This is a genomic window from Novosphingobium sp. 18050 (assembly GCF_902706195.1).
GTDB lineage: Bacteria > Pseudomonadota > Alphaproteobacteria > Sphingomonadales > Sphingomonadaceae > Novosphingobium.
Genome location: NZ_CACSJO010000013.1, coordinates 120,686 through 142,880, shown reverse-complemented (window position 1 = coordinate 142,880; position 22,195 = coordinate 120,686). Strand labels below are relative to the sequence as shown.

Genomic DNA, 22,195 nt, shown 5'->3' with positions numbered 1-22,195 from the left:
CTCCTCCGCCGCCGCCTCCGCCGCCGCCGGTTGTGGAATGCAACAAGGGTCCGTACATCGTGTTCTTCGACTGGGATAAGTCGGACATCACGCCGGAAGCCGCGACCATTCTGGACAGCGCAGTCAGCGCCTACGGCAACTGCGACAGCGTTCCCATCATGCTGGCCGGTTACACCGACCGCTCGGGTACGCCGAAGTACAACATGGGTCTTTCGGAGCGTCGTAACTCGTCGGTCCGTTCGTACCTCACCGGTCACGGCATCCCCGACGGTTCGATCTCGAGCCAGGCATTCGGTGAAGCCAACCCGCGCGTTCCCACCGCTGACGGTGTGCGCGAGCTGCAGAACCGCCGCGTCGAGATCACTTACGGTCCGGGTTCGGGCATGTAAGCGAACCGGCAACGGTCAAGATTGGGGGGTCGGAGCAATCCGGCCCCCTTTTCTTTTGTCGTTGATCGGCAGCCTTGGCGGGCGGGCACGTGCTGCAAACGCCAATATAAAAAGCCCCGCAGCGCTCATCGCGCTGCGGGGCTTTTTGTTATTCGCTGCCAGCCAGTATCAGGCGGCGTAAGGCGTAGGGTCGATCAGTCCGGCATCGGCGAAGCCAGCCTTGCGCAAGCGGCAGCTGTCGCACAGGCCGCAGGCATTACCATCCGGCTGCGGATCGTAGCACGACCAGCTCATGCCAGGATCAAGCCCGAGGCGATCAGCCTCGCGGGCGATATCGGCCTTGCCCATGAACTGCAGCGGCGCATGAATACGCAGCGCCTGCCCTTCTGCTCCCGCCTTGGTTGCCAGGCCCGCGATGTTCTCGAAAGCGGAGATGAACTCAGGCCGGCAATCGGGATAGCCCGAATAGTCGAGTGCATTGACGCCGATGAAGATGTCGTTCGCGCCGATCGCCTCTGCCCAGGCCAGCGTGAGCGAGAGAAACACGAGATTGCGCGCCGGCACGTAAGTGACCGGGATATCGGCCCCCACGCCCTCCTTGGGCACCTCGATGTCGTCGGTGAGCGCCGACCCGCCGAATTGGCGAAGGTCGAGCGGCATCACGACATGGCGCCTGGCACCAATGAAACGGGCAATGTCAGCTGCCGCATCAAGCTCACGTCGATGCCGCTGGTTATAGTCAATGGTAAGCGCGTTAACCGAGAAGCCCTGTTCGCGTGCGATGCCTGCCGAGACCATGGAATCAAGGCCGCCGGAGAGCAGCACAACCGCCTGCTTCGGTTCGGGAGATTTCGTTTCCTGCATATCCGATCAGCTACCCTTGCCGTTCCGCAACTGCAATCATGAACTGCGGCATTCGCCCGTCTTGCGGCCCTCTCCCGAGTACGAGAACGGCAAACCGTTGACGATGCCCTGGCTGTCGATCTGGATCAGCCGGTTCGTTTCACGCCGGATGCGAGTGCGGCCATAGCCCTGGCCATGGCAGGTGTACTGCACCGTGACCTGCACAGCGCTATCCTCCACCACCACACTTCTGCACGGCACGCCGGGGTGCCGCAGCTGTATCAGGCGCCGCGCATTGTCGAGGCAGATGTTGCGTACAGACGCATCCCCGCCACGCTCACGCAGCTCCCAGCCCCCACGCTCGAGTTCGTCGAGCATCCCGAGCGGCAGCTTCTGGCCATGCGCCGGAACCGCAATCGCGGCAACAACTGCCGGCACCAGCGCTGAAAGAGCGGCTCTCAATGTCATTCCCTTGGTTTCGCACGCAACCTGCCATTACAGTATCGGTAGGCCTGACCGCGAATTCAAGCCGCGAGCCTGCGACAGATCAGGCTGGGACGCGCAGGATCTTCGAACAGAACGCGCAATCGACGGGGATCGTACCATCCTCATCGCGCATCTCGGCGCGCTGGTCCTCCGGGAAACTCGACAGGATGGACCGGTAATGCTCCACGCTGCAACGACAGCCACGCTCAAGCGGTGCCAGCGGATCTACGCGAACTTCGTCTTCCTCGTGGAACAAGCGCCACAGCAACTGTTCGAGATTGAGCACGGGATCGACCAGTTCGGCTTCCTGAACACTGCCAGCCATGACCGAGACATGCTCCCAATCGCGGTAGTCTTCCTTTGCGTGGAGCCGTTCCCGGCCCTCCTCACCCTCTGGCAAATGCTGCACCAGCAAGCCGCCGGCAGTACAGCGCAGCCCGTTGGAGCGGACCGCCACGCGGATGAGCGTGGGAACCTGCTCGGACTGCGCGAAGTAGTTCTCGCAGGCATGGGCAAGCGAAGTGCCTTCCAGCGGCACCACCCCCTGATAGCGTTCGTTGCTGACAGCCAGGTCGAACGTGATCGCCAGGTAGCCGGTGCCGAAGATCGCCTCTAGCGAGCAGTCTTCCTCCAGCGCCGCGACCTTGTCGGGATCGTGGCGCAGGTAGCCGCGAATCTCACCGCCGCGATAATCGCAGACCAGAAGATCCACCGCGCCGCCTTCGGCCTGCGCCTGGAAGGTCAGCTGCGCACCGTCCTCCTTGAGCAGCGATCCCATCAGCGCGGTAAGGACCAGCGCCTCGGCCAGCACATGCTTGACCACTTTGGGATAATCATGCGCCGAAAGCACCGTCTCCAGCACCGGGCCAAGCCGCACCACGCGGCCACGAACGTGGCGCGCGGGCACGGTGAAGGCGAGTACGCGGTCGAAGCCAGTGTCATCACGCCGCAACAGGTCGTCCTCGTTCACAGATTGCCTCCGCTCACAGCTTGCCCAGTGCCCATAGCAGCACCGACTTCTGGGCGTGTAGGCGGTTCTCGGCCTCATCCCAGACAGCCGACTGCGGACCGTCCATGACCTCGTCGGTCACTTCCTCGTTCCGGTGTGCGGGCAGGCAGTGAAGGAACATCGCGTCCGGTGCAGCCGCCGCCATCAGCGCGCCGTCGACCTGATACGGCTGCATCGCGGCGACATGCACCTCGCCGCCCGCCTGGCCCATAGAGACCCAGGTGTCGGTGACGACGACCTGCGCCCCCGCCACGGCTTCGCGCGCATCCTGGGTCAGGATCACCTCTCCGCCAGCTGCGCGTGCACGGGCGACGAAACCGGCATCCGGTTCATAACCCGCCGGGCCGCCGACGCGGATCGTGAACTTCATCAGCCCGGCTGCCTCGATCAGCGAATTGGCGACGTTGTTGCCATCTCCCAGCCACGCCAGCTGAAGTCCCGGCAGAGCGAAACCACGCTCCACCACGGTCAACAGGTCGGCCACGATCTGGCACGGGTGCGACAGGTCGGTCAGGCCATTGATCACCGGAACCTCGGCGTAATGGGCCAGTTCCTCGATCTTGGCGTGATCGTCGGTTCGGATCATGATCGCATCGACCATGCGGCTGAGTACGCGCGCAGTATCGGCGATGCTCTCGCCCCGACCGATCTGCGTGCTGCCCGCTTCCAGGATCAGCGCCGATCCGCCGAGCTGGCGCATCGCCATGTCGAACGAAACCCGCGTACGCGTCGAGTTCTTCTCGAAGATCATCGCAAGAACATGGCCGGCCAGCGGCGCATCGGCATCAGGCCGCGCCTTGGCCCAACCCTTGCGCGCGGCTTTGCGATCGATAGCGTCGTTGATCATGGCGGCGACCATGTCGCCGCCGGCATCCGACAGGCTTAGGAAATCCTTCGCCATCAAGCAGCATCCTCCGGCTGGTAGCTGGCCGCTGCCGCCGAGAGCTTTTCCATGAATTCGTCGATGTGACTGTCATCGATCACCAGCGGCGGAATGATCCTCACCACATTGTCGCCCGCCGAAACGGTGAGCAACTGGTGATTGTCGCGCATGTGGGCAACGAACGGCCGAGGTTCTACCTTCATCTTGAGACCGATGAACAGGCCGCGTCCGCGTACCAGTTCGAAGAGATCGGGATAGTTGCCGATGAACTGCTCAAGCCGCGCTTTGAGCCGCTCGCCCTTGGCACGCACGTCTGCCATGAAGGTCTCTTCGGACATCACATCGAGAACCGCACCGATCGCGGCCATCGCGAAGGGATTGCCGCCATACGTCGAGCCGTGCGTGCCAGCGACCATGCCGCGCGCCGCCTTTTCGGTGGCGAGGCATGCGCCGACCGGGAAGCCGCCGCCGATGCCCTTCGCGCTTGCCATGATATCCGGCGTGATGCCGTACTGTTCATAGGCATAAAGCGTGCCGGCGCGGCCGACGCCGCTCTGCACTTCGTCCAGCACCAGCATCAGGTCGTGCTCGTCGCACAGCGCGCGCAGGCCGCCGAGAAATTCGTCGGTGGCGATGCGGATACCGCCTTCGCCCTGGATCGGTTCGACCAGGAAGCCCGCAGTATTCGGACCGATGGCCGCCTTGGCCGCCTCCAGATCGTTGAATTCAACGTACTTGAAGCCCGGCAGCAGCGGTAGGAAACCCTTGTGCATCTTTTCCTGGCTGGAGGCGCTGATGGTCGCCAGCGTCCGGCCGTGGAAGGCGTTGTTGAAGGTGATCAGTTCGAACTTCTGATCGTTGCCCACCGATTGGTGATAGGCGCGCGCGGTCTTGATCGCGCATTCCACCGCTTCGGCACCCGAATTGGTGAAGAACACGGTGTCCGCAAAAGTCAGATCGACAAGGCGCTGGGCGGCAACCTCGCCCTGGGGGCTGCCATAGAGGTTGGAAACGTGCATCAGCGTCTCAGCCTGCTTCTGAATCGCGCCGATCAGGCCGGGGTGCGAATGGCCCAGCGCATTGACGGCGATGCCGCTGGCGAAGTCGAGGAAACGGCGGCCGTCCTCGCTGATAAGATGGCAATGCTCACCGCGAACGGGGCGCACGCCGCACCGGGGGTATACGGGCATCAGCGGGGTGATCGACATGTCGGTTATCCTCGAAACAAATTCATCACGTGGAGATCGCAAACGACAAATGGCGGCCCTACCGGACCGCCATTTGCGCGCATTTAGACGTTTGCAGTCTCCCGGTCAAACGACCGGGGGAAGTGCTGTCGGGGTCAGGCCTGGAGCGCCGTCAGGTTGACCGCCGAGTACTTGCCTCGTCGATCCACCTCGATGTCGAACTCAACCCGGTCGCCTTCGTTGAGGCCGGACATGCCCGAGCGTTCCACTGCACTGATGTGCACGAAAGCATCCGGCTGGCCGTCATCACGAGTGATGAAACCGAAACCCTTCATGGAATTGAAGAACTTGACCGTGCCGGTCGCCTTCTCGCCCGTCAGCTGGCGCTGGGGTGCTTCCGGCTCGCGCTTGGCAACGGCGATCACGTCACCCACGACCGAAAGGTCGGTGGCCGAGATCTTGCCGCCGCGATCGACGAGCTGGAATTCAAGCTGCTGGCCTTCCGCAAGGCCTTCGAGCCCTGCACGCTCGACAGAGCTGATGTGAACGAACACATCATCACCGCCTTCATCGCGCTGGATGAAGCCGAAGCCCTTTGCTGCGTTGAAGAATTTTACGACGCCGCGGCCCTGGCCGACGACCTGGGCAGGCATACCGCCACCACCGCCGCCACCGAAGCCGCCGCCGCGCTGACCGCCGCCGAAGCCGCCACCACCGCTACCGCCGCCGAAGCCACCGCTACGCTGACCGCCGCCGAAACCGCCGCCACCGCCGCCGCTGAAGCGATCACCACCGCCTCCGCCGCCGCCGCTGAAGCGATCACCGCCACCGCCGCCGCCGAAACGATCCTGCCCAGCAAAGAACGGGTCAAACTCGTCCTCGCCAAACCGATCCCGCTTGTCGCGTCCCCTTCCGCGACGACCTCTGTCAAAACCCATGTCTACGAACGTACCTTCGCTGCGCCCCATAAGCATTCGCCCGGACGCGTGGACGTAGCACGCCGGACGCCAGGCAAAGAACCGGGCAAGGCCCGGCGCTTTCCTGCGATCATGCCTCTTACACGAATCCAGGATCGATTGCGAACGGAAATAAGTGACCTTTTGCGCCCACAACGGCGAAACATTCGATTTACAGCGGCGAATTGGCTTGCCTGTTCGATCCGAAGCGGCTTGATGGCCAAAAACCCGTCGCCTTGTCGTCGGCCCTGAAAATCGTTTCCGAGAGAGTGTGCGCCATGTTCCGCCAGATCACCGACACCGTCTTCGCCAGTCCGCAGATCGGCACCGATGCCATTGCAGAGGCCAAAGCGCTCGGGATCGTGCGGATCATCAACAACCGCCCAGAAGGCGAAAGCGACGACCAGACGCCCGGTGCCGATATCGAAACCGCGGCCCGTCAGGCCGGGATCGATTACGTCGCGATTCCCGTGACTCACGCCGGATTCAGCCAGGCGCAGGTCGATGCGATGGAAGCGGCGCTAACCGCCGAAGGCCCGGTGCTGGCCTATTGCCGGTCCGGCACGCGTTCGACGCTGCTGTGGGCGCTGGCCCGCGCGAAGGCCGGTGACAGCCCGGCCGTCATCGCCTCCAAGGCGAATGCAGCCGGCTATGACGTAACGCCGATTCGCCAGTTGATCGAAATGCTCGCCGCGCGCGGCTAAGCAATCCCGGCAATACGGCGACGATGCGTCAGAGCGCGTCGTCGCCCTGCTCGCCAGTTCGGATGCGTACTGCCTGCGCCAGTTCGAATACGAAGATCTTGCCGTCACCGATCTCGTCGTTGTTGGCGTGCTGGCGGATGATCTCAAGCACCTTTGCCACGAGCGAATCGGGCACGGCGACTTCCAGGCGTATTTTGGGTAGCATGCTCGAGGCATATTCAGCGCCGCGATAGACTTCGGTCTGGCCTTTTTGCCTGCCGTAGCCGCTTACTTCCGAAACCGTCACGCCGGAGACCCCGGCCGCGCTCAGCGCTTCCTTCACCTCGGTGAACTTGAACGGCTTGATGATGGCTGTGACGTACTTCATGCGCGCCCCGCTTTCCCGAAACGCCAGACCAGCTGAAATCCGCCGGACCGACATTACGCAGCTTTCCACAAGCCCCGGGCCACGACAAAGGTTTTCGCCGAAAGCCCCTGCCGCGCAGACAAAAAAAAGGGGCCGGAGCGGCTGGCTCCGGCCCTTATAAAGTTTGTGTTCGCAGGAGGAACATCGGTTGGCGACGACGGGTGGGAGGAGAGGAGGAAGTACCCGCCGCCGCCAAACTCTGGAAAACGTTAACTCAGTTGTAGGCGCGCTCGCCGTGCTCGCCGATGTCGAGGCCGTCGGCTTCGACTTCGGGAGTGACACGCAGGCCGGTGACTGCCTTGGCAATGAAGATCGCGATCACAGTGCCGATCGTCGCGATGACGATGGTGGCGAGAACCGCTTCGATCTGGATCACCAACTGCGAGCCGATCGCGAAGTCCGCCTTGCCGGGGCCGCCCAGGCTGGGAGCATAGACGATGCCGGTACCGATCGCGCCGACCATACCGCCGATACCGTGGACACCGAAAGCGTCGAGCGCGTCGTCATAGCCGAGCATCGGCTTGAGCTTGCTGACCGCGAAGAAGCAGATGATCGACGCGACAGCGCCCAGAACGATCGCACCGAACGGACCGGAGTTGCCGGCAGCCGGAGTAACCGCGACGAGACCGGCGACGACACCCGAGCAGAAGCCCAGAGCCGAACCCTTGTGACCGGCCAGGCGCTCAGCGAGCATCCAGAACAGGCCTGCCGAAGCGGTGGCGACGAAAGTGTTGATCATGGCGAGCGAAGCCGCGCCGTTGGCAGCGAGAGCCGAACCGGCGTTGAAGCCGAACCAGCCCACCCACAGCAGGCCGGTGCCGACCATGGTCAGCGTCAGCGAGTGCGGCGGCATCGGCTCAGCCGGGAAGCCCTTGCGCTTGCCGAGGATGATCGCGGCGACCAGTGCCGAAACACCCGCGTTGATGTGGACGACGGTGCCGCCCGCATAATCGAGAGCGCCCAGGCCGAAGAAGTAGCCGGTCGGAGCCCAGACCATGTGCGCGATCGGGAAGTAGACGATCGTCAGCCAGACGACCGCAAAGACCATGACCGCCGAGAATTTGATACGCTCGACCGTCGAACCCAGAACCAGGGCGACGGTGATCGCCGCAAAAGTCATCTGGAAGCAGACGAAGACGTATTCGGGAATGCTGCCCGAAACCGAATCGGGGGTGATTCCCGCAAGGAACGCCTTGCCAAAGCCGGCGACGAAAGCATTGCCGCCCTCACCGAAGGCCATCGAGTAGCCGTACATCACCCAGATGAGCATGGCGAGCGACGCGGCCGCGCCAATCTGCGTCATCGTCGAGAGCATGTTCTTCGAGCGGGTCAGACCGCCGTAGAACAGCGCGAGGCCGGGCAGGATCATCAGGAAGACGAGGACGGTTGACGTCATCATCCAAGCAGTATCGCCCTTGTCGACGGTCGGGACAGCGTCCTGCGCGAATGCGGCAGTCGAGACAGCGAGTGACGCGATTGTCGCGCCCAGGCCGCCGAATATCTTGCGGTTCATCATGAAAATCCCCCTCAGAGCGCGGTGTCGCCGGCTTCGCCAGTGCGGATCCGCACAGCCGAAGCGAGGTCGAGGACGAAAATCTTGCCGTCGCCGATGGCTTCGGTGCTGGCGACCTGCTGAATCGTCTCAACGATCTTAGGTGCCAGATCGTCAGGTGCAGCGACCTCGATCTTCACCTTCGGCAGCATGTTGGTCGAATACTCGGCCCCACGGTAGATTTCCGTCTGACCCTTCTGACGACCGAAGCCCTTGACCTCTGAAACGGTCATGCCGGCGACGCCGATTGCCCCCAGCGCCTCGCGCACTTCGTCGAGCTTGAAGGGCTTGATGATGGCTATGATGAACTTCATGCCTATCCCCTGTTAGCCACCGGCCCCAGCGCCGGCTGCGTATATGCTAAGCAAGGGGTGTGCCAATTTACCAATTGGCAAGATTTGATGACGATTCAAGCGAAGCGCTCACCGACGAACCCAGGAAACGCACGTAACGTCGCCCGATTCGTGAGCAGTTGCCTAAATTTTAGGCATGTTCAGCGAGGCAACAACCGGCAGATGGTCGGACCCTACCGCCGATAAAGGGCTGTGGTGAACCTGAGTTCCCAGGACTTCCCACTCCCTGGATACAATGATCCGGTCGAGCAGGGCCATCGGCCGGCGCGAGGGGAAACTTCGGCCGGGCGCCAATACCCGCCAGCTTTCGTCGAATTCGCGCAGACAGCCGCCGCGCTGTGCCCATTCGTTGAGATCGCCCATCATCACCGTCGGCACATGCTCGCCGCAGCCGGTGCAGTGCGACAGTACACTTCGCACCTGATGCCGACGGCGCAGGCCGGAAAGGTCGAGGTGCATGCCGACGACCCGCAGCCGCCGTCCCTCGATACGGAGGTCGGCGCGGATCGCGCCGCGCGGCTCCAGTACCGGAAGCGGCACCGGCGCCGCCTCGACCAGTTCGATCCCCTTGCGCACCAGCAGGGCGTTGCCGTGCCAGCCAAGGCTGTCCGGCTTCATCGAGAGGGGCACGGGGACATAGTCGGTGCCTGAGTGGATGACATCGAGCGGCAGGACTGCCATTCGGCGGCCATAACGGCGATCAACTTCCTGCAAGGCGACTACGTCGGCGTCGATCTCGCGCAGCACCGTCAGGATGCGCTCAGGATCGCGCCGCCGATCCAGGCCGACCGCCTTGTGAATGTTGTAGCTGGCGAACTTGATCTGCAACGCTGAATATCCCGCTGAATGGATAGCTTTAGCAATCCACCAGCGCCCAGTCAGGTTCCCCTCACGGACGCCCGGGTGCCGTTCAGCGCTCCTTGGTGGCGCTGAACGCCAGGTCGGGATTGCGCTCCTGCTGGTAGTTCACGTCCCATGCCGAACGCGCCATGAACACCGGGTCGCCATCACGGTCCTTCGCGAGGTTCATCTTGTTGATCTCGGCGAAATCGCGCAGCGCCTTGTCGTCGCCCTTGAGCCAGCGCGCGGTGTCGAACGGCGAGGCTTCCAGCACGGCCTCGACCTTGTATTCAGCCTCCAGCCGAGAAATCAGCACGTCGAGCTGCAGCTGGCCGACGACACCGACGATCCACTGCGAGCCGAGTTCCGGGTAGAACACCTGGATCACACCCTCTTCCGAGAGATCGTCGAGCGCCTTTCGAAGCTGCTTGGTCTTGGTCGGGTCCTTGAGCTGGACGCGGCGCAGGATTTCCGGCGCGAAGTTAGGCAGGCCGGTGAAGCGCACGTCGTTGCGCTCCGACAGCGTATCGCCCACGCGCAGGGTCCCGTGGTTCGGAATACCGATGATGTCACCCGGCTCGGCGCTGTCGGCAAGCTCGCGGTCCTGCGCGAAGAACAGGATCGGCGAGTGTACCGCAATCGCCTTGCCCAGCCCGGAGGGCGTCAGCTTCATGCCGCGCTTGAAGGTGCCCGAAACCAGTCGCATGAACGCGATACGGTCGCGGTGCATCGGGTCCATATTGGCCTGCACCTTGAAGATGAAGCCGGTGACTTCCTTGTTCTCCGGCTCGATCGTGCCCTGCTCGGACGGCTGCGGACGGGGCGGCGGCGCTAGGGCCGCAATCGCCTCGATCAACTCGGTCACGCCGAAATTCTTGAGCGCCGACCCGAAGTACACAGGCGTCAGGTCACCGCTGCGATAGGCATCCAGGTCGAACTCGGGGTAGCCGGCCATTGCCAGCTCCAACTCCTCGGCCACCTCGGTGGGAAGCGCAGCGCCTTCATCGACAGTCCCGAGGAACTCCTTTTTCGGACCCTCCGGGCGGCTGATGCGCCCCGATGCGATGTCGAGGATACCCTCGAACACGCCGCCCATGCCGACCGGCCATGACATCGGGCACACGTCGAGCGCCAGCATGTCCGCCACTTCGTCCATCAGGTCGAAGCAGGCCCGGCCCTCGCGGTCGACCTTGTTGATGAAGGTGATGATCGGCAGCGAACGCAGGCGGCAAACCTCGAACAGCTTGCGCGTCTGCGGCTCGATGCCCTTCGCGGCATCGATCACCATGATCGCCGAATCGACCGCCGTGAGCGTGCGGTAGGTATCTTCCGAAAAGTCCTCGTGGCCCGGCGTATCGAGCAGGTTGAACGTGATCGTGTTCCCGTCCGCATCGGTACGCTCGAACGTCATCACCGAACTGGTCACGGAAATGCCGCGCTGCTGCTCGATCTTCATCCAGTCCGACCGCGCACGCCGCGCAGCGCCGCGCGCCTTGACCTGTCCGGCAAGGTGAATAGCGCCGCCTTGCAGCAGCAGCTTTTCGGTCAGCGTGGTCTTACCGGCGTCCGGGTGGGAGATGATCGCGAAAGTGCGGCGGGAGTTCGTCATCGCCGCGCTTTAGTTGGCCGCGGGGCGGGTAGCAACAGGGGAAGATGAAGGGGTAGGCCTGGATGAAGACCTGGGGCCATCGCCCCAGACCCCTTTACCCTCGAGGTCACGCGCGAAGTTTCGTTTTGCGTCCATGGAGAGCCGGGAGACGTTATAGCCTGCGGCGCAGTGAGCGCCCAGGGATGCTGCGCGCGCGGCGACGACATTAAAGGGGTCTGGGGCGATGGCCCCCGGTCTTCCCTTCAAACTCTTCACGCAACCTGCGCGACAGCGGTGCTTTTCCCGATACGTGCCGATATGCTCCCCCACATGCCCAACGTAACGCGCCCCGCATGAACCAGCCGGGTCTTGTCCCACAAGAGATCGCCGACTGGTTCAGCGCGCGCGGCTGGCGGGTACGCCGGCACCAGCACGAGATGCTCGCCGCCGCCGACCGAGGCCATCATGCCCTGCTGGTCGCCGATACCGGCGCGGGCAAGACGCTTGCAGGATTCCTGCCCACGCTTGCCGCGTTCTGCCCTTCACGGCTGGGCGGGGCGAAGGCGCCTGAGGGTTTGCACACACTCTATGTCTCGCCGCTCAAGGCGCTGGCGACCGACGTGCAGCGTAATCTCCTCACGCCGATAGAGGAACTGGGCCTGCCCATTCGGGTCGAGACCCGCAGCGGAGACACTTCGTCCGACCGTAAGGCCCGGCAGCGCGCGCGGCCTCCGCATGTGCTGCTAACCACTCCCGAATCGCTTTCGCTCCTACTCAGCTATCCCGAAGCGCCGGAACTGTTCGCGAGCCTCCAGCGCGTGGTGGTCGACGAAGTCCATGCCTTTGCCACCGGGAAGCGCGGCGATTTGCTGGCCTTGGCGCTAACGCGGCTACAGGCGATCAACCCGGCCCTCCAGCGGGCCGCTCTTTCGGCGACGCTGGCCGATCCGGACGAGTATCGCGGATGGCTGGCGCCCTGGGGCGAGATCGACAGCGTGGAACTGGTTGCAGGTGAGCCCGGCGCCGATCCGCAGGTCGAAATCCTGCTCCCGCAAGAGGAACGCATTCCGTGGAGTGGCCATGCCGCAACCTGGGCGATCCCCCAGCTGATCGAACAGATTCGCGCCCATCGAACAACGCTGGTTTTCACCAACACACGCTTTCTGGCCGAATACATCTTCCAGGAACTGTGGGACGCGAACGAGGGCAACCTGCCCATCGGCATTCACCACGGCTCTCTCTCACGCGAGGCCAGGGCTAAAGTCGAGGGCGCGATGGCGGAGGGTAAGCTGCGGGCGCTGGTCTGTACCGCCAGCCTCGACCTTGGCATCGACTGGGGGGACATCGATCTGGTCGTACAGATGGGCGCGCCCAAGGGCTCGTCGCGGCTGCTTCAGCGGATCGGCCGCGCCAACCACCGGCTCGACCAGCCCAGCAAGGCCATGCTGGTGCCGGGGAACCGCTTCGAATTTCTGGAAGCCTTCGCCGCACAGGAAGCGGTGCGGCAGGGGCAGCGCGATGGCGACCCGTTCCGCCCCGGCGGCCTCGATGTATTGGCACAGCACGTCATGGCGGTGGCCTGCTCGGGCCCGTTCCGGGAAGAGGCGCTCCTTGCCGAGGTGCGCTCCTCGCTCGCCTATGCCTGGGTAGACGGGGCACTGTTTACGCGCGTGCTGGAATTCGTTGCAACGGGTGGCTACGCGCTGCGCTCCTACGACCGCTTCCGCCGCATCGTGCGGGAGAAGGACGGGACCTGGCGGCTGACCCACCCCGAGCATGCAGCACGGCACCGCCTGAACGCCGGGATCATCGTCGATGCCGAGATGCTTGATGTGCGCTTCCGCAATGGCCGCTCGCTAGGCCGGGTTGAAGAGGGGTTCGGCGCCAGCCTGGAGCCGGGCGATACGTTTCGGTTCGCTGGCATGGACCTTGAGGTCGAATCGCTGAAGGATCTGGAACTGATCGTGCGCGCAGCAAAGCGATCGGCGACGATCCCCAGTTACTCGGGGCAGCGGATGCCGATCTCGACCCATCTGGCCGACCGGGTTCGCTCCATGCTGTCCGATCGTGCGGGCTGGGCACGCTTCCCCGACGACGTGCGCGAATGGCTAGAAGTGCAGGATTGGCGCTCGCACCTGCCTGCACCCGGCCGGCTGCTTGTGGAGAGCTTTCCGCACAGGGGCCTCGCCTATACCAGCTACTATACGTTCGAAGGGTGGAACGCGAACCAGTCGCTGGGAATGCTCATCACCCGGCGCATGGAAGATCGAGGCCTGGGTCCGCTCGGCTTCGTCGCCACCGATTATACTCTGGTCGTCTGGGGGCTGAAGGCCGTGGAGGACCCGGCGACGCTGCTTTCGCCCGATATCCTGACGCACGAATTCGTCGACTGGGTCCAGCAGTCCTACCTCCTGCGCCGCGCCTTTCGCGAGGTGGCGGTGATTTCCGGCCTCGTCGAGCGGCAGCAACCGGGGAAACGGAAGTCGGGGCGGCAGGTCACGTTCTCGACCGACCTTATCTACGATGTCCTGCGCAAGTACGAGCCGGACCACCTCTTGATCGAAGCGGCATGGGCCGATGCCCGCGCACGTATGACCGATGTGGCGCGCGTTGCCGACGTTCTCGACAGGGCGGCGCGCGAGGTGGACCATGTCGTGCTGGAGCGGATCAGCCCGCTGTCGGTCCCGGCGCTATCGATGATCGGAAGGGAAAGCATGCCCTCCGGGGCAGCGGATGACGACCTGTTGTTCGAGGCGGAGAGTCTGGCTTCCGTCGCTATGCGGGTAGATTTGGAAGAGAGTTGAAGCTGGGAAACAGCCCGCTGCCCCCCCCAATAATGTCGGCCTGCGGCGCCGATATTGGCCTGCTCCAGATTTCCGCTTCGCAATTTGATAGCTGCGCGGACAGGACACACAAAAAAGGAGCGGATCGCTCCGCCCCTTTTGGGTGCCCCTTGCGGGACCAGTCTTCGAAGCTTTGGCTTACTTGCCGAAGTTCGCGAACTGTTCGTTGCCCACGAAGCCGAACTTCGTGACATTTGCCGCCTTGATCACCTGCAGGACCTGGGCAGACAGCTCATAGCTGGCTTCCGGTTCCGGCTGGAACTGAAGTTCCGGCTCAGTGGCCATACGTGTGGTAGCCTGCAGCGAGTTGACCAGACCGTTCTGGTCGATCTGCACGCCGTTCCACAAGATCTTGCTGTCCTGGGTCAGGACGATCTTGTTCTTGATCGGATCGATCGGCGGCGGTGTGTCCGTCGGAGGAGTTGCGACCGGAAGATCGATATCGATCGAGTGGGTCGCAACCGGGATGGTGATGATGAACATGATGAGGAGCACGAGCATGACGTCGATCAACGGCGTCGTGTTCATGTCCATCATCGGGGCGCCATCATCTTTGCCCGCTGACATTGCCATGGAAAGTTACTCCTGTTCCTGCCTACGTCAGCCGTTCGGGTCGACGGGGTTGGTGATGAAGCCAACCGTCGGGTAACCCGAGACCTGAACGTTGTAGATCGCACCTGCCACGCAACGCCAGGGAGCCTGGACGTCACCGCGGATGTGGACCTGCGGGATGAGCTCCGGGTTTGCCATGAGGGCCTGCGGGCCACCTTCACGCTTCACGATTGCATCGAGACGCTTGAAAGCCTGGTCGCGCAGTTCTTCCGAGGTAACCGGAGTGACGTTGTTGAAGTAGATACGGCATTCGCCGCCGCGCGAGGCGCCCTGGTAACCGGGCTCTCCGGCCGTACGGCCGCCGCTGTCGGTGGTCGAGACGGTGAGGAGAAGGTTTTCGACCTTGTCCTTCGATTCGACTGCTTCGACGACGGGAATGCGCAGCTTCTCGATCGTCTGGATCGCGACCGGAACCGCAATCAGGAAGATGATCAGAAGCACCAACATGACGTCGACGAGCGGCGTCGTGTTGATGTCGGACATCGGTGCGTCTGCACCGCCTCCGCCCGTGGATATCGCCATAGTCTTATCCTAATCCTTGCGTTGCCTTGGGGGCCGGCGACGGCATTCGCATGCATCGTACCGCCGCCGATTTCCCCGTACGGGGGCGGACCGGGAGGGCCGGTCCGCTTCCCGTGCTCCTTACGACTTGGCGGGAGCGGCAGCCGGCTTGGGAGCGACGGGCTTCACGGGTGCGGAACCGGTGATGGGCTTCACGGCGCCCTTCGAAGTGATGTTCGCGAGAACGTCGTTCGAGAAACCGGTCAGCAGTTCGGCGATGCGCTTGTTGCGGCTCTGCAGGTAGTTGTAGGCGAGCACCGCGGGAACCGCGACGAGCAGACCGAGAGCGGTCATGATCAGTGCTTCACCGACCGGGCCTGCGACCTTGTCGATCGATGCCGAACCGGCGAGGCCGATGGCGATCAGAGCGCGGTAGATGCCGACGACGGTACCGAACAGACCGATGAACGGCGACGTCGCACCAACGGTGGCGAGGAACGGCAGGCCACCAGCAAGGCGCGAGTTGACGGTTGCTTCCGAGCGAGCGAGCGAGCCGTGCAGCCAGTCGTGTGCTTCGAGCGAATCGGTCATCTTGGCGTGCTGGTCTTCAGCGGCGAGGCCGTCGTCGACGAGCTGGCGCCAGGCGCTGTTCTTGTCGAGCTTGGCAGCGCCTTCGCGCAGGGTCGGCGCCTTCCAGAAGGTCGTGCGGATGGTGTTGAACTGGCGCAGGATCTTCGACTGTTCGAACCACTTGGTGAACAGGATGTAGAACGAACCGAAGGACATGATGCCCAGGATGATCACGGTCGCGTAGGCGATGAAACCGCCCTGTTCGAGGGCTTCCATGAAGCCGAACTTGTTCTGCGGCGCGCCCGCACCGGCGGCAAGGATGTCAACGATAAGCATGCGATATACCTCTCAAGAAGAATGCAGGAGTAGGTCAGGACCAAAAGGTGCCGTCCGGACCAGCCTTGGAGTTAGTTGAGCTTGTAAACGATTGCCGTCGAATAATTCGACGAAATCGGATTGCCGCCGTCGTCAAGCGCCGGGTCGAAACGCGCATAACGCGTCATACCGTCGCAAGCCGCCTCATCGAGGTCGGGGCTGCCACTGGAACTCGATACCGAGCACGCGCTGACACGACCGTCCGCACCGATCTGGACACGAACGCCCACTCGGCCTTCGCGCTCTTCACGCGCAGCCCGGGTCGGGTAGTTCGACTGGATGCGACCAGCCCAGCCAGCCTGACCCTTCGGCCTTACACCGCGGGCCTTCGAAGGTCCGGGAGGAGGCGGAGGAGCAGCCTGAATCGGCGGCGCAGTCTGGATCATCGGCGGCGGTGCCGGCGGCGGAGTCTGCACCGTCACCACCTGAGGCGGAGCCGGAGCAATATTGATAGGCGGCGGCGGCGCCACGATGGGCGGCGGCGGCGTATCGGGTTGTTCAGGCGGAGGCGGCGGCGGCTCCTCTTCCTTGGGTTTATCTTCCTTGATGTCCACGGTGGTCACCTTCTTGATGACCTGTTGCGCCGCCTTGTAGGCCAAGCCGGTGACAAGCGCATAGCCGACGAAGACGTGGATCAAGGCGACAATGACAAGAGCAACAATCTTGTTGGTGCTCATTTGCTGGTCAGCGTAAGCCATTCAGACGCATCACTCCATTACCAAGCCCCGGACCGTTTCTGACAGGAACCAATCCCGACAAGACGTGTCCAAGGGCGTCCATGGCTTCCCCCGGAGGGAGGAACCCATGACGAAATTACAATTACCCACCCTGACGGCTGACAGTCTACCTTCCCGTGAACGAACCCGACGGGAAGACGAACCGCGGGACATTTTTTAGTATTTTTGCCCCATTTTGCAGGCTTCTTAACGTTGAAGCCTCCCCTGCGCAACGCCTTATCGCCGTGGCAGGGGTTAACGCACAATTCATGCCGCGTTAGGGGAATTTGATCCAGTGCAATTTTGTGCACAGCCCGCACTACGGTTATAAGAAATCGCATTTCCACGGAGTTTATCCCTCATGTCGTTCAAATCGCAACACCTTGCAGGGCTTCTCGCCGGTGCCTATCTGGCGCTTGCTCCCCTTGCGGCGAGCGCCCAGGCGGCTTCCGGAGGGCTTTCTACGGCGCCCGAGGAGGTGACTTACGCCGATGTGGCGGACCTTGCTGATTCGGCAGGTCTTGTAGTGCAGGCGCAGGTCGCCAAGATGGTCCGGGTCGACGATGCCCGCGCGCCGGGCCTCACACCGGGTCATGGCCGCTTCTACATCCAGGCAAACACCAAGGCCCTGCTGACCGGGAAAGCGCCGCTTGGCGAATCGGTTAGCTACCTTGTTGACCTGCCCCTCGATGCGCGTGGCAAACCGGCCAAGCTCAAAAAGCAGGACGTGTTCCTGTTTGCCCGCGCGGTGCCGGGCCGGCCCGGCGAGCTGCAGTTGGTCACCCCGACCGCGCAGCAGGTCTGGACCGTCCGCGGCGAAGCGCGGCTGCGCGCGATTCTGGGGGAGCTGGTTTCGCCCGACGCGCCCGCTCGGATCACCGGCGTGCGCGAACTCCTCTATGTGCCGGGCAACCTTGCCGGACAGGGCGAGACGCAGATATTCTTCAACACCAAGGACAATTCGGCCGCTTCGATCACCGTCCGCCACGAGCCGGGCGCGGCGCCGGTATGGGGTGTCTCGTTCTCCGAACTGGTGGCCGACGTCGGCCACCCGCCCCCGCGCGATACTCTCGAATGGTATCGTCTGGCTTGCTTCCTGCCCAACCTGCCCCCTGCCCGCGCCAACATCTCGGGCAGCTATGCCGAGCAGCAGCAGGCGCTGTCCGACTACCGCATGGTACTGGGCGACCTTGGCGTGTGCAGCCGCACCTTGCGCTGAGTTGCGGTGTCCCGGGCGAGGTCCGGGACACCGCCTACATCCAAGGCGCTGGAAATTCCCGCCAGCCTGGCTTACGGCGCGCTCCCGAAAAGGAGCTTGCATGGTCGAACCGCTCAATATCGCGCTTGCCGGACTGGGAACCGTCGGCAGTGGCGTAGTCCGCCTCATCGAGACCAACGCGGAGCTGATTGCCCGCCGCGCCCGCCGTCCGATCCGCATCGCGGCGGTCAGCGCGCGCGACCGCACCAAGGATCGCGGCGTCGACCTCTCGCGCTACGACTGGGAGGACGACACTGCCGCCCTCGCCGCACGCGCCGATGTCGACGTGGTGGTGGAGATGGTCGGCGGCTCTGATGGCCCGGCTCTGGCGCTGGCCCGCAATGCGATTGCGGGCGGCAAGGGCCTGGTCACCGCCAACAAGGCGATGATCGCACACCACGGGCTGGAACTCGCCGCTGCGGCCGAGGCAGCCGGCGTCGCGCTCAAATTTGAGGCGGCAGTGGCCGGCGGCATCCCTGTCATCAAGGGGCTGAGCGAAGGCGCGGCCGCCAATGCCATTGAGCGGGTCTACGGAATTCTCAACGGCACCTGCAACTACATCCTCTCCACCATGGAGGACACGGGCCGCGATTTCGCAGATGTGCTCGCCGATGCGCAGCGCATGGGCTATGCCGAGGCCGACCCGACCTTCGACATCGAGGGAATCGACGCGGCCCACAAGCTGTCGATCCTTGCTGCCATCGCCTTCGGAACGCGCCTGCGCTTCGATGCGGTAGAGACGATGGGCATCAGCCGCGTGAAGGCCGCCGACATCGAGCAGGCCCGCGCACTGGGCTACGTCATCCGCCTGATCGGCATGGCCGGGATCGATGGCTCCAATGGCAGCCCTCGCCTGTTCCAGCGCGTGCGTCCGCATCTGGTACCGATCGACCACCCGCTTGCCCATGTCGACGGAGCGACCAACGCGGTCGTCGCCGAGGGCAATTTCATGGGCCGCCTGCTGTTCCAGGGCGCCGGCGCCGGTGACGGGCCGACCGCCAGCGCGGTCGTTGCCGACATCATCGACATCGCCAAAGGCGAGAAGGGCCCCGCGTTCGCGATGCCTGCCGCCGAACTGGAAGCGATGGAGCCGGCTTCGTCCGGTCACCGCATGGGCAGTTCGTACATCCGCTTCACCGTGCCCGACCGTCCGGGCGTGCTCGCGGATATCACTGCCGCCATGCGCGATGCGGGCGTTTCGATCGAGAGCCTGATCCAGAAGGGCGACCCGGACCAGGACGGCGAAGTGATCCTCGCCGTCGTCACGCACCCAGGCCCCGAAAGCGCCGTCACCGAGGCCATGCGCATCCTTGACGGGTCCGACAGCCTAGCCGGACGGCCGCTGGTGATGCAGATCATCGGCGCCTGAGGACTTGAGCCTGTCCTCCCCACCTGCGGGGAGGACAGGAAAGGCCCGTAATCAGGGAGCCCGGATTTCGCCCTTGGCGATCTTGTCCGCGTCCGAACCCGCCGGGGCCATCGGGATCGTCGACAGGTCGATGATGTAGGGCTGCTCCACCGAGCCGAACGTGGCCGTAGCCTTGCCCTTGAAGATGCCGCCACCGGCAACGTCGGGGGTATGCAGCCTGCCATCGTCGAGCGCCTGCTGCGACGTGGGGTCGGATTCAGCCGTGGACGGCATCCGGAACTGGTCCTGATCCGGCGCGCAGACCACGATTTCGTTCTGGCGCGTGGGGTTGGCGCATTTGTTGCGCGTCTTGTCCGGGGTTATCCGACCGCCGGCGCCCAACATCTTTTCGGCAAGTGCCCGGTCCGCATCGGCGGGCCCTGCGGAAGCCGTCTGCGCAATCGCCGGAACGGGGGCTACGGTCGCGATTGCAAAAAGGTAAATCCAGCTTCTCGACAACTCAAATTCCTCTGTCTAAGCGATCCGAACCTTTTCCTCCCTGGATTACTCCGGAGTGAACATGCCCGAAAACACGACCCCCGCAAGCAAGGTACTCGACCGGGTTCTCGTCCTGGAAATGGTGCGCGTCACAGAGGCCGCGGCCATTGCCGCGTCCTACCTCATCGGTCGCGGAGACGAGAAGGCGGCCGATCATGCCGCCGTCGAAGCGATGCGCAAGGCCTTCGACGAACTCTATATGGACGGTACGGTCGTGATTGGCGAGGGGGAACGCGACGAAGCGCCGATGCTCTTCATCGGCGAGAAAGTCGGCGGTGCGCCGGGCACGGGCCCCAAGATCGACATCGCCCTCGATCCGCTGGAAGGCACCACCATAACCGCCAAGGCCGGCCCCAATTCGATGGCGGTGCTGGCGGCGGCGGAAGAAGGCGGCCTGCTCAACGCGCCCGACGTCTACATGGACAAACTGGCGGTCGGGCCAGGCTACCCCGACGGGATCATCGACCTGGGCAAGACCCCGACCGAAAACGTGACGGCGGTGGCGGCGGCCAAGGGCGTGAAGCCTTCCGATATCATCGTCTGCGTGCTCGACCGCCCGCGTCACGACGCGCTGATCGCCGAGCTGCGCAGCATCGGCTGCGGCGTCGTGCTGATCGGTGACGGCGATGTCGCCGGCGTGATCGCGGTGACCGACGAGGACACTACGATCGACATGTACATGGGCTCGGGCGGCGCCCCCGAGGGCGTGCTGGCCGCAGCGGCGCTGCGCTGCGTGGGCGGCCAGTTCAACGGCCGCCTGCTGTTCCGCAACGAGGACGAGCGCCTTCGCGCCCGCAAGTGGGGCATCGAGGACCTGAACAAGATCTACAAACTGGAAGACCTCGCCAAGGGCGACTGCATCTTCGCGGCGACCGGCGTGACCAGCGGGTCGCTGCTGCAGGGCGTCAAGCACCGCAAGGGCGGCAAGATGACGACCGAGAGCGTGGTGATGCGCGCCAGTTCGGGCACAGTACGCTGGATCAGGGGCGAACACCGCATCTGATCGATGCCAAGCTACTGGCAGGAAACGCGAAAGGCCGGATTCGGGGTATCCCGGGTCCGGCCTTTCGCCTTTGCAGGCCCTGCCGCCGGGCGGTGAAAAACCGTCTCCGACTATTGCAATCGCATGACGCATCACTACAGGGCGGGCGCCATCGACCGTCCGTCCAGGAACCGTCACGGGGATTCGCCATGAAGATCATGTCCGGCAACAGCAACCTGCCGCTCGCTCGCGCTATCGCGGCTTATCTCGAGCTGCCGCTCACCGATGCCAGCGTGCGCCGCTTCGCCGACGAGGAAATCTTCGTCGAGATTCACGAGAACGTGCGCGGTGAGGACGTCTTCGTCGTCCAGCCCACCAGCTACCCCGTCAATGACAACCTGATGGAACTGCTGATCGGCATCGACGCGCTGCGCCGTGCATCTGCCCGCCGCATCACCGCCGTGGTGCCCTACTTCGGCTACGCCCGCCAGGACCGCAAGCCCGGCCCGCGCACCCCGATCTCGGCCAAGCTGGTCGCCAACCTGATGACCGAAGCCGGCGCCGATCGCGTGCTCTCCGTCGACCTGCACGCAGGCCAGATCCAGGGCTTCTTCGACATTCCGACCGACAACCTGTTCGCAGCCCCCGTCATGGCGGCCGACATCCAGGCCCGCTACGGCGACCAGTCGCTGATGGTGGTTTCGCCTGACGTCGGCGGCGTGGTCCGCGCCCGCGCGCTGGCCAAGCGCCTCGACAACGCACCGCTGTCGATCGTCGACAAGCGCCGTGACCGTCCCGGCCAGTCGGAAGTCATGAACATCATCGGCGACGTCAAGGGCCGCGCCTGCATCCTGATCGACGACATCATCGATTCGGGCGGCACCCTGTGCAACGCCGCGCAGGCCCTGATGAACGAGGGCGCCGCCAGCGTCACCGCCTACATCACCCACGGCGTCCTGTCGGGCGCCGCCGTTTCACGCGTGACCAATTCGGCGCTCAAGGAACTGGTGATCACCGATTCGATCCAGGCCACCGACGCTGCGAAGGATTCGGACAAGGTCCGCATCCTGACCATCGCGCCGCTGATCGGCGAAGCCATCCGCCGCATCGCTGACGAAAGCTCGGTTTCCAGCCTCTTCGACTGAGGTAGGGCGGGGAGACTTTTCTGCCCGCAAGAAACCACCTTCAGAACCCAGGGCAGTTTACGCTGCTCTGGGTTTCTTCGTTTGCAAGACC

General features: G+C 63.8%; 23 protein-coding genes. 7 read left to right on the top strand and 16 right to left on the bottom strand.

Annotated features, from left to right (window positions below):
• Positions 1-389: OmpA family protein (locus GVL61_RS14370; protein WP_235037697.1), on the top strand; the 389-nt coding region annotated here is incomplete at its 5' end.
• Positions 390-557: 168 nt separating this feature from the next.
• Here the strand turns inward: GVL61_RS14370 and queC are convergent.
• The 6 genes from queC to GVL61_RS25345 all read right to left on the bottom strand — a co-directional run bounded on the left by queC (position 558) and on the right by GVL61_RS25345 (position 5,735).
• Positions 558-1,253 carry a 7-cyano-7-deazaguanine synthase QueC gene (gene queC, locus GVL61_RS14365; protein ID WP_159981237.1) on the bottom strand — a complete coding sequence of 232 codons (696 nt, stop codon included), beginning with the start codon at positions 1,251-1,253 and terminating at the stop codon, positions 558-560.
• Positions 1,254-1,289: 36 nt separating this feature from the next.
• Positions 1,290-1,700, bottom strand: a complete 411-nt coding sequence (locus GVL61_RS14360; protein ID WP_159981234.1) for a hypothetical protein — start codon at positions 1,698-1,700, stop codon at positions 1,290-1,292.
• Positions 1,701-1,779: 79 nt separating this feature from the next.
• A complete protein-coding gene (locus GVL61_RS14355; protein WP_235037696.1) occupies positions 1,780-2,688 on the bottom strand; it encodes an Hsp33 family molecular chaperone HslO in 909 nt (302 codons plus the stop codon).
• A 13-nt stretch (positions 2,689-2,701) separates the two neighbouring features.
• Complete coding sequence (gene argF / locus GVL61_RS14350) at positions 2,702-3,628, bottom strand: ornithine carbamoyltransferase (RefSeq protein WP_159981231.1); 927 nt, start codon at positions 3,626-3,628, stop codon at positions 2,702-2,704.
• Positions 3,628-4,818 carry an aspartate aminotransferase family protein gene (locus GVL61_RS14345; RefSeq protein WP_159981228.1) on the bottom strand — a complete coding sequence of 397 codons (1,191 nt, stop codon included), beginning with the start codon at positions 4,816-4,818 and terminating at the stop codon, positions 3,628-3,630. The genes argF and GVL61_RS14345 overlap by 1 nt, the downstream gene beginning before the upstream one ends.
• Before the next feature lie 134 nt (positions 4,819-4,952).
• Complete coding sequence (locus GVL61_RS25345; RefSeq protein WP_159981269.1) at positions 4,953-5,735, bottom strand: cold-shock protein; 783 nt, start codon at positions 5,733-5,735, stop codon at positions 4,953-4,955.
• 296 nt (positions 5,736-6,031) lie between these two features.
• On the opposite strand from GVL61_RS25345, the gene GVL61_RS14335 reads away from it, so the two are divergent.
• Positions 6,032-6,457: a TIGR01244 family sulfur transferase gene (locus tag GVL61_RS14335; RefSeq protein WP_159981226.1), complete on the top strand. Its 426-nt coding sequence runs from the start codon at positions 6,032-6,034 to the stop codon at positions 6,455-6,457.
• Positions 6,458-6,485: 28 nt separating this feature from the next.
• Here the strand turns inward: GVL61_RS14335 and GVL61_RS14330 are convergent, their stop codons facing one another.
• From GVL61_RS14330 to GVL61_RS14310, 5 genes are all read right to left on the bottom strand, one after another.
• Positions 6,486-6,824 (bottom strand): P-II family nitrogen regulator, encoded by a 339-nt coding sequence (locus GVL61_RS14330; RefSeq protein ID WP_159981224.1) that lies wholly within the window; start codon positions 6,822-6,824, stop codon positions 6,486-6,488.
• 253 nt (positions 6,825-7,077) lie between these two features.
• Complete coding sequence (locus GVL61_RS14325) at positions 7,078-8,376, bottom strand: ammonium transporter (RefSeq protein WP_159981212.1); 1,299 nt, start codon at positions 8,374-8,376, stop codon at positions 7,078-7,080.
• 14 nt (positions 8,377-8,390) lie between these two features.
• The gene (locus GVL61_RS14320) at positions 8,391-8,729 is read right to left on the bottom strand and encodes a P-II family nitrogen regulator (protein WP_007687500.1); all 339 of its coding nucleotides are present in this window, start codon (positions 8,727-8,729) and stop codon (positions 8,391-8,393) included.
• A 162-nt stretch (positions 8,730-8,891) separates the two neighbouring features.
• Entirely contained in the window at positions 8,892-9,596 is a 705-nt protein-coding gene (locus GVL61_RS14315; RefSeq protein ID WP_159981209.1) for an endonuclease/exonuclease/phosphatase family protein, read from the bottom strand.
• Positions 9,597-9,678: 82 nt separating this feature from the next.
• Entirely contained in the window at positions 9,679-11,217 is a 1,539-nt protein-coding gene (locus GVL61_RS14310; RefSeq protein WP_159981206.1) for a peptide chain release factor 3, read from the bottom strand.
• Positions 11,218-11,549: 332 nt separating this feature from the next.
• Between GVL61_RS14310 and GVL61_RS14305 the strand changes: the two genes are divergently transcribed.
• Positions 11,550-14,000, top strand: coding sequence for a ligase-associated DNA damage response DEXH box helicase (locus GVL61_RS14305; protein ID WP_159981203.1), 2,451 nt, complete (start codon positions 11,550-11,552; stop codon positions 13,998-14,000).
• 177 nt (positions 14,001-14,177) lie between these two features.
• Here GVL61_RS14305 and GVL61_RS14300 read toward each other — a convergent pair whose 3' ends face one another.
• The 4 genes from GVL61_RS14300 to GVL61_RS14285 form a co-directional block, all read right to left on the bottom strand.
• On the bottom strand, positions 14,178-14,612 hold the full coding sequence (locus GVL61_RS14300) for a biopolymer transporter ExbD (RefSeq protein WP_159981200.1): 435 nt from the start codon (positions 14,610-14,612) through the stop codon (positions 14,178-14,180).
• 27 nt (positions 14,613-14,639) lie between these two features.
• Complete coding sequence (locus tag GVL61_RS14295) at positions 14,640-15,173, bottom strand: biopolymer transporter ExbD (protein WP_200844721.1); 534 nt, start codon at positions 15,171-15,173, stop codon at positions 14,640-14,642.
• A 120-nt stretch (positions 15,174-15,293) separates the two neighbouring features.
• On the bottom strand, positions 15,294-16,058 hold the full coding sequence (locus GVL61_RS14290) for a MotA/TolQ/ExbB proton channel family protein (RefSeq protein WP_159981197.1): 765 nt from the start codon (positions 16,056-16,058) through the stop codon (positions 15,294-15,296).
• 71 nt (positions 16,059-16,129) lie between these two features.
• The gene (locus tag GVL61_RS14285; protein ID WP_159981195.1) at positions 16,130-16,795 is read right to left on the bottom strand and encodes a TonB family protein; all 666 of its coding nucleotides are present in this window, start codon (positions 16,793-16,795) and stop codon (positions 16,130-16,132) included.
• Positions 16,796-17,174: 379 nt separating this feature from the next.
• Here GVL61_RS14285 and GVL61_RS14280 point away from each other — a divergent pair, with 379 nt between their 5' ends.
• Complete coding sequence (locus tag GVL61_RS14280; protein ID WP_159981192.1) at positions 17,175-18,032, top strand: hypothetical protein; 858 nt, start codon at positions 17,175-17,177, stop codon at positions 18,030-18,032.
• Positions 18,033-18,132: 100 nt separating this feature from the next.
• The gene (locus GVL61_RS14275; protein WP_159981189.1) at positions 18,133-19,440 is read left to right on the top strand and encodes a homoserine dehydrogenase; all 1,308 of its coding nucleotides are present in this window, start codon (positions 18,133-18,135) and stop codon (positions 19,438-19,440) included.
• A 51-nt stretch (positions 19,441-19,491) separates the two neighbouring features.
• Here the strand turns inward: GVL61_RS14275 and GVL61_RS14270 are convergent, their stop codons facing one another.
• On the bottom strand, positions 19,492-19,938 hold the full coding sequence (locus GVL61_RS14270; protein ID WP_235037695.1) for a hypothetical protein: 447 nt from the start codon (positions 19,936-19,938) through the stop codon (positions 19,492-19,494).
• 61 nt (positions 19,939-19,999) lie between these two features.
• Between GVL61_RS14270 and glpX the strand changes: the two genes are divergently transcribed.
• Together glpX and GVL61_RS14260 are read left to right on the top strand one after the other, a co-directional pair.
• Positions 20,000-20,980 (top strand): class II fructose-bisphosphatase, encoded by a 981-nt coding sequence (gene glpX / locus GVL61_RS14265; protein WP_159981186.1) that lies wholly within the window; start codon positions 20,000-20,002, stop codon positions 20,978-20,980.
• 188 nt (positions 20,981-21,168) lie between these two features.
• Positions 21,169-22,104 carry a ribose-phosphate pyrophosphokinase gene (locus GVL61_RS14260; RefSeq protein ID WP_043977216.1) on the top strand — a complete coding sequence of 312 codons (936 nt, stop codon included), beginning with the start codon at positions 21,169-21,171 and terminating at the stop codon, positions 22,102-22,104.
• The last annotated feature ends 91 nt before the right edge of the window (positions 22,105-22,195 follow it).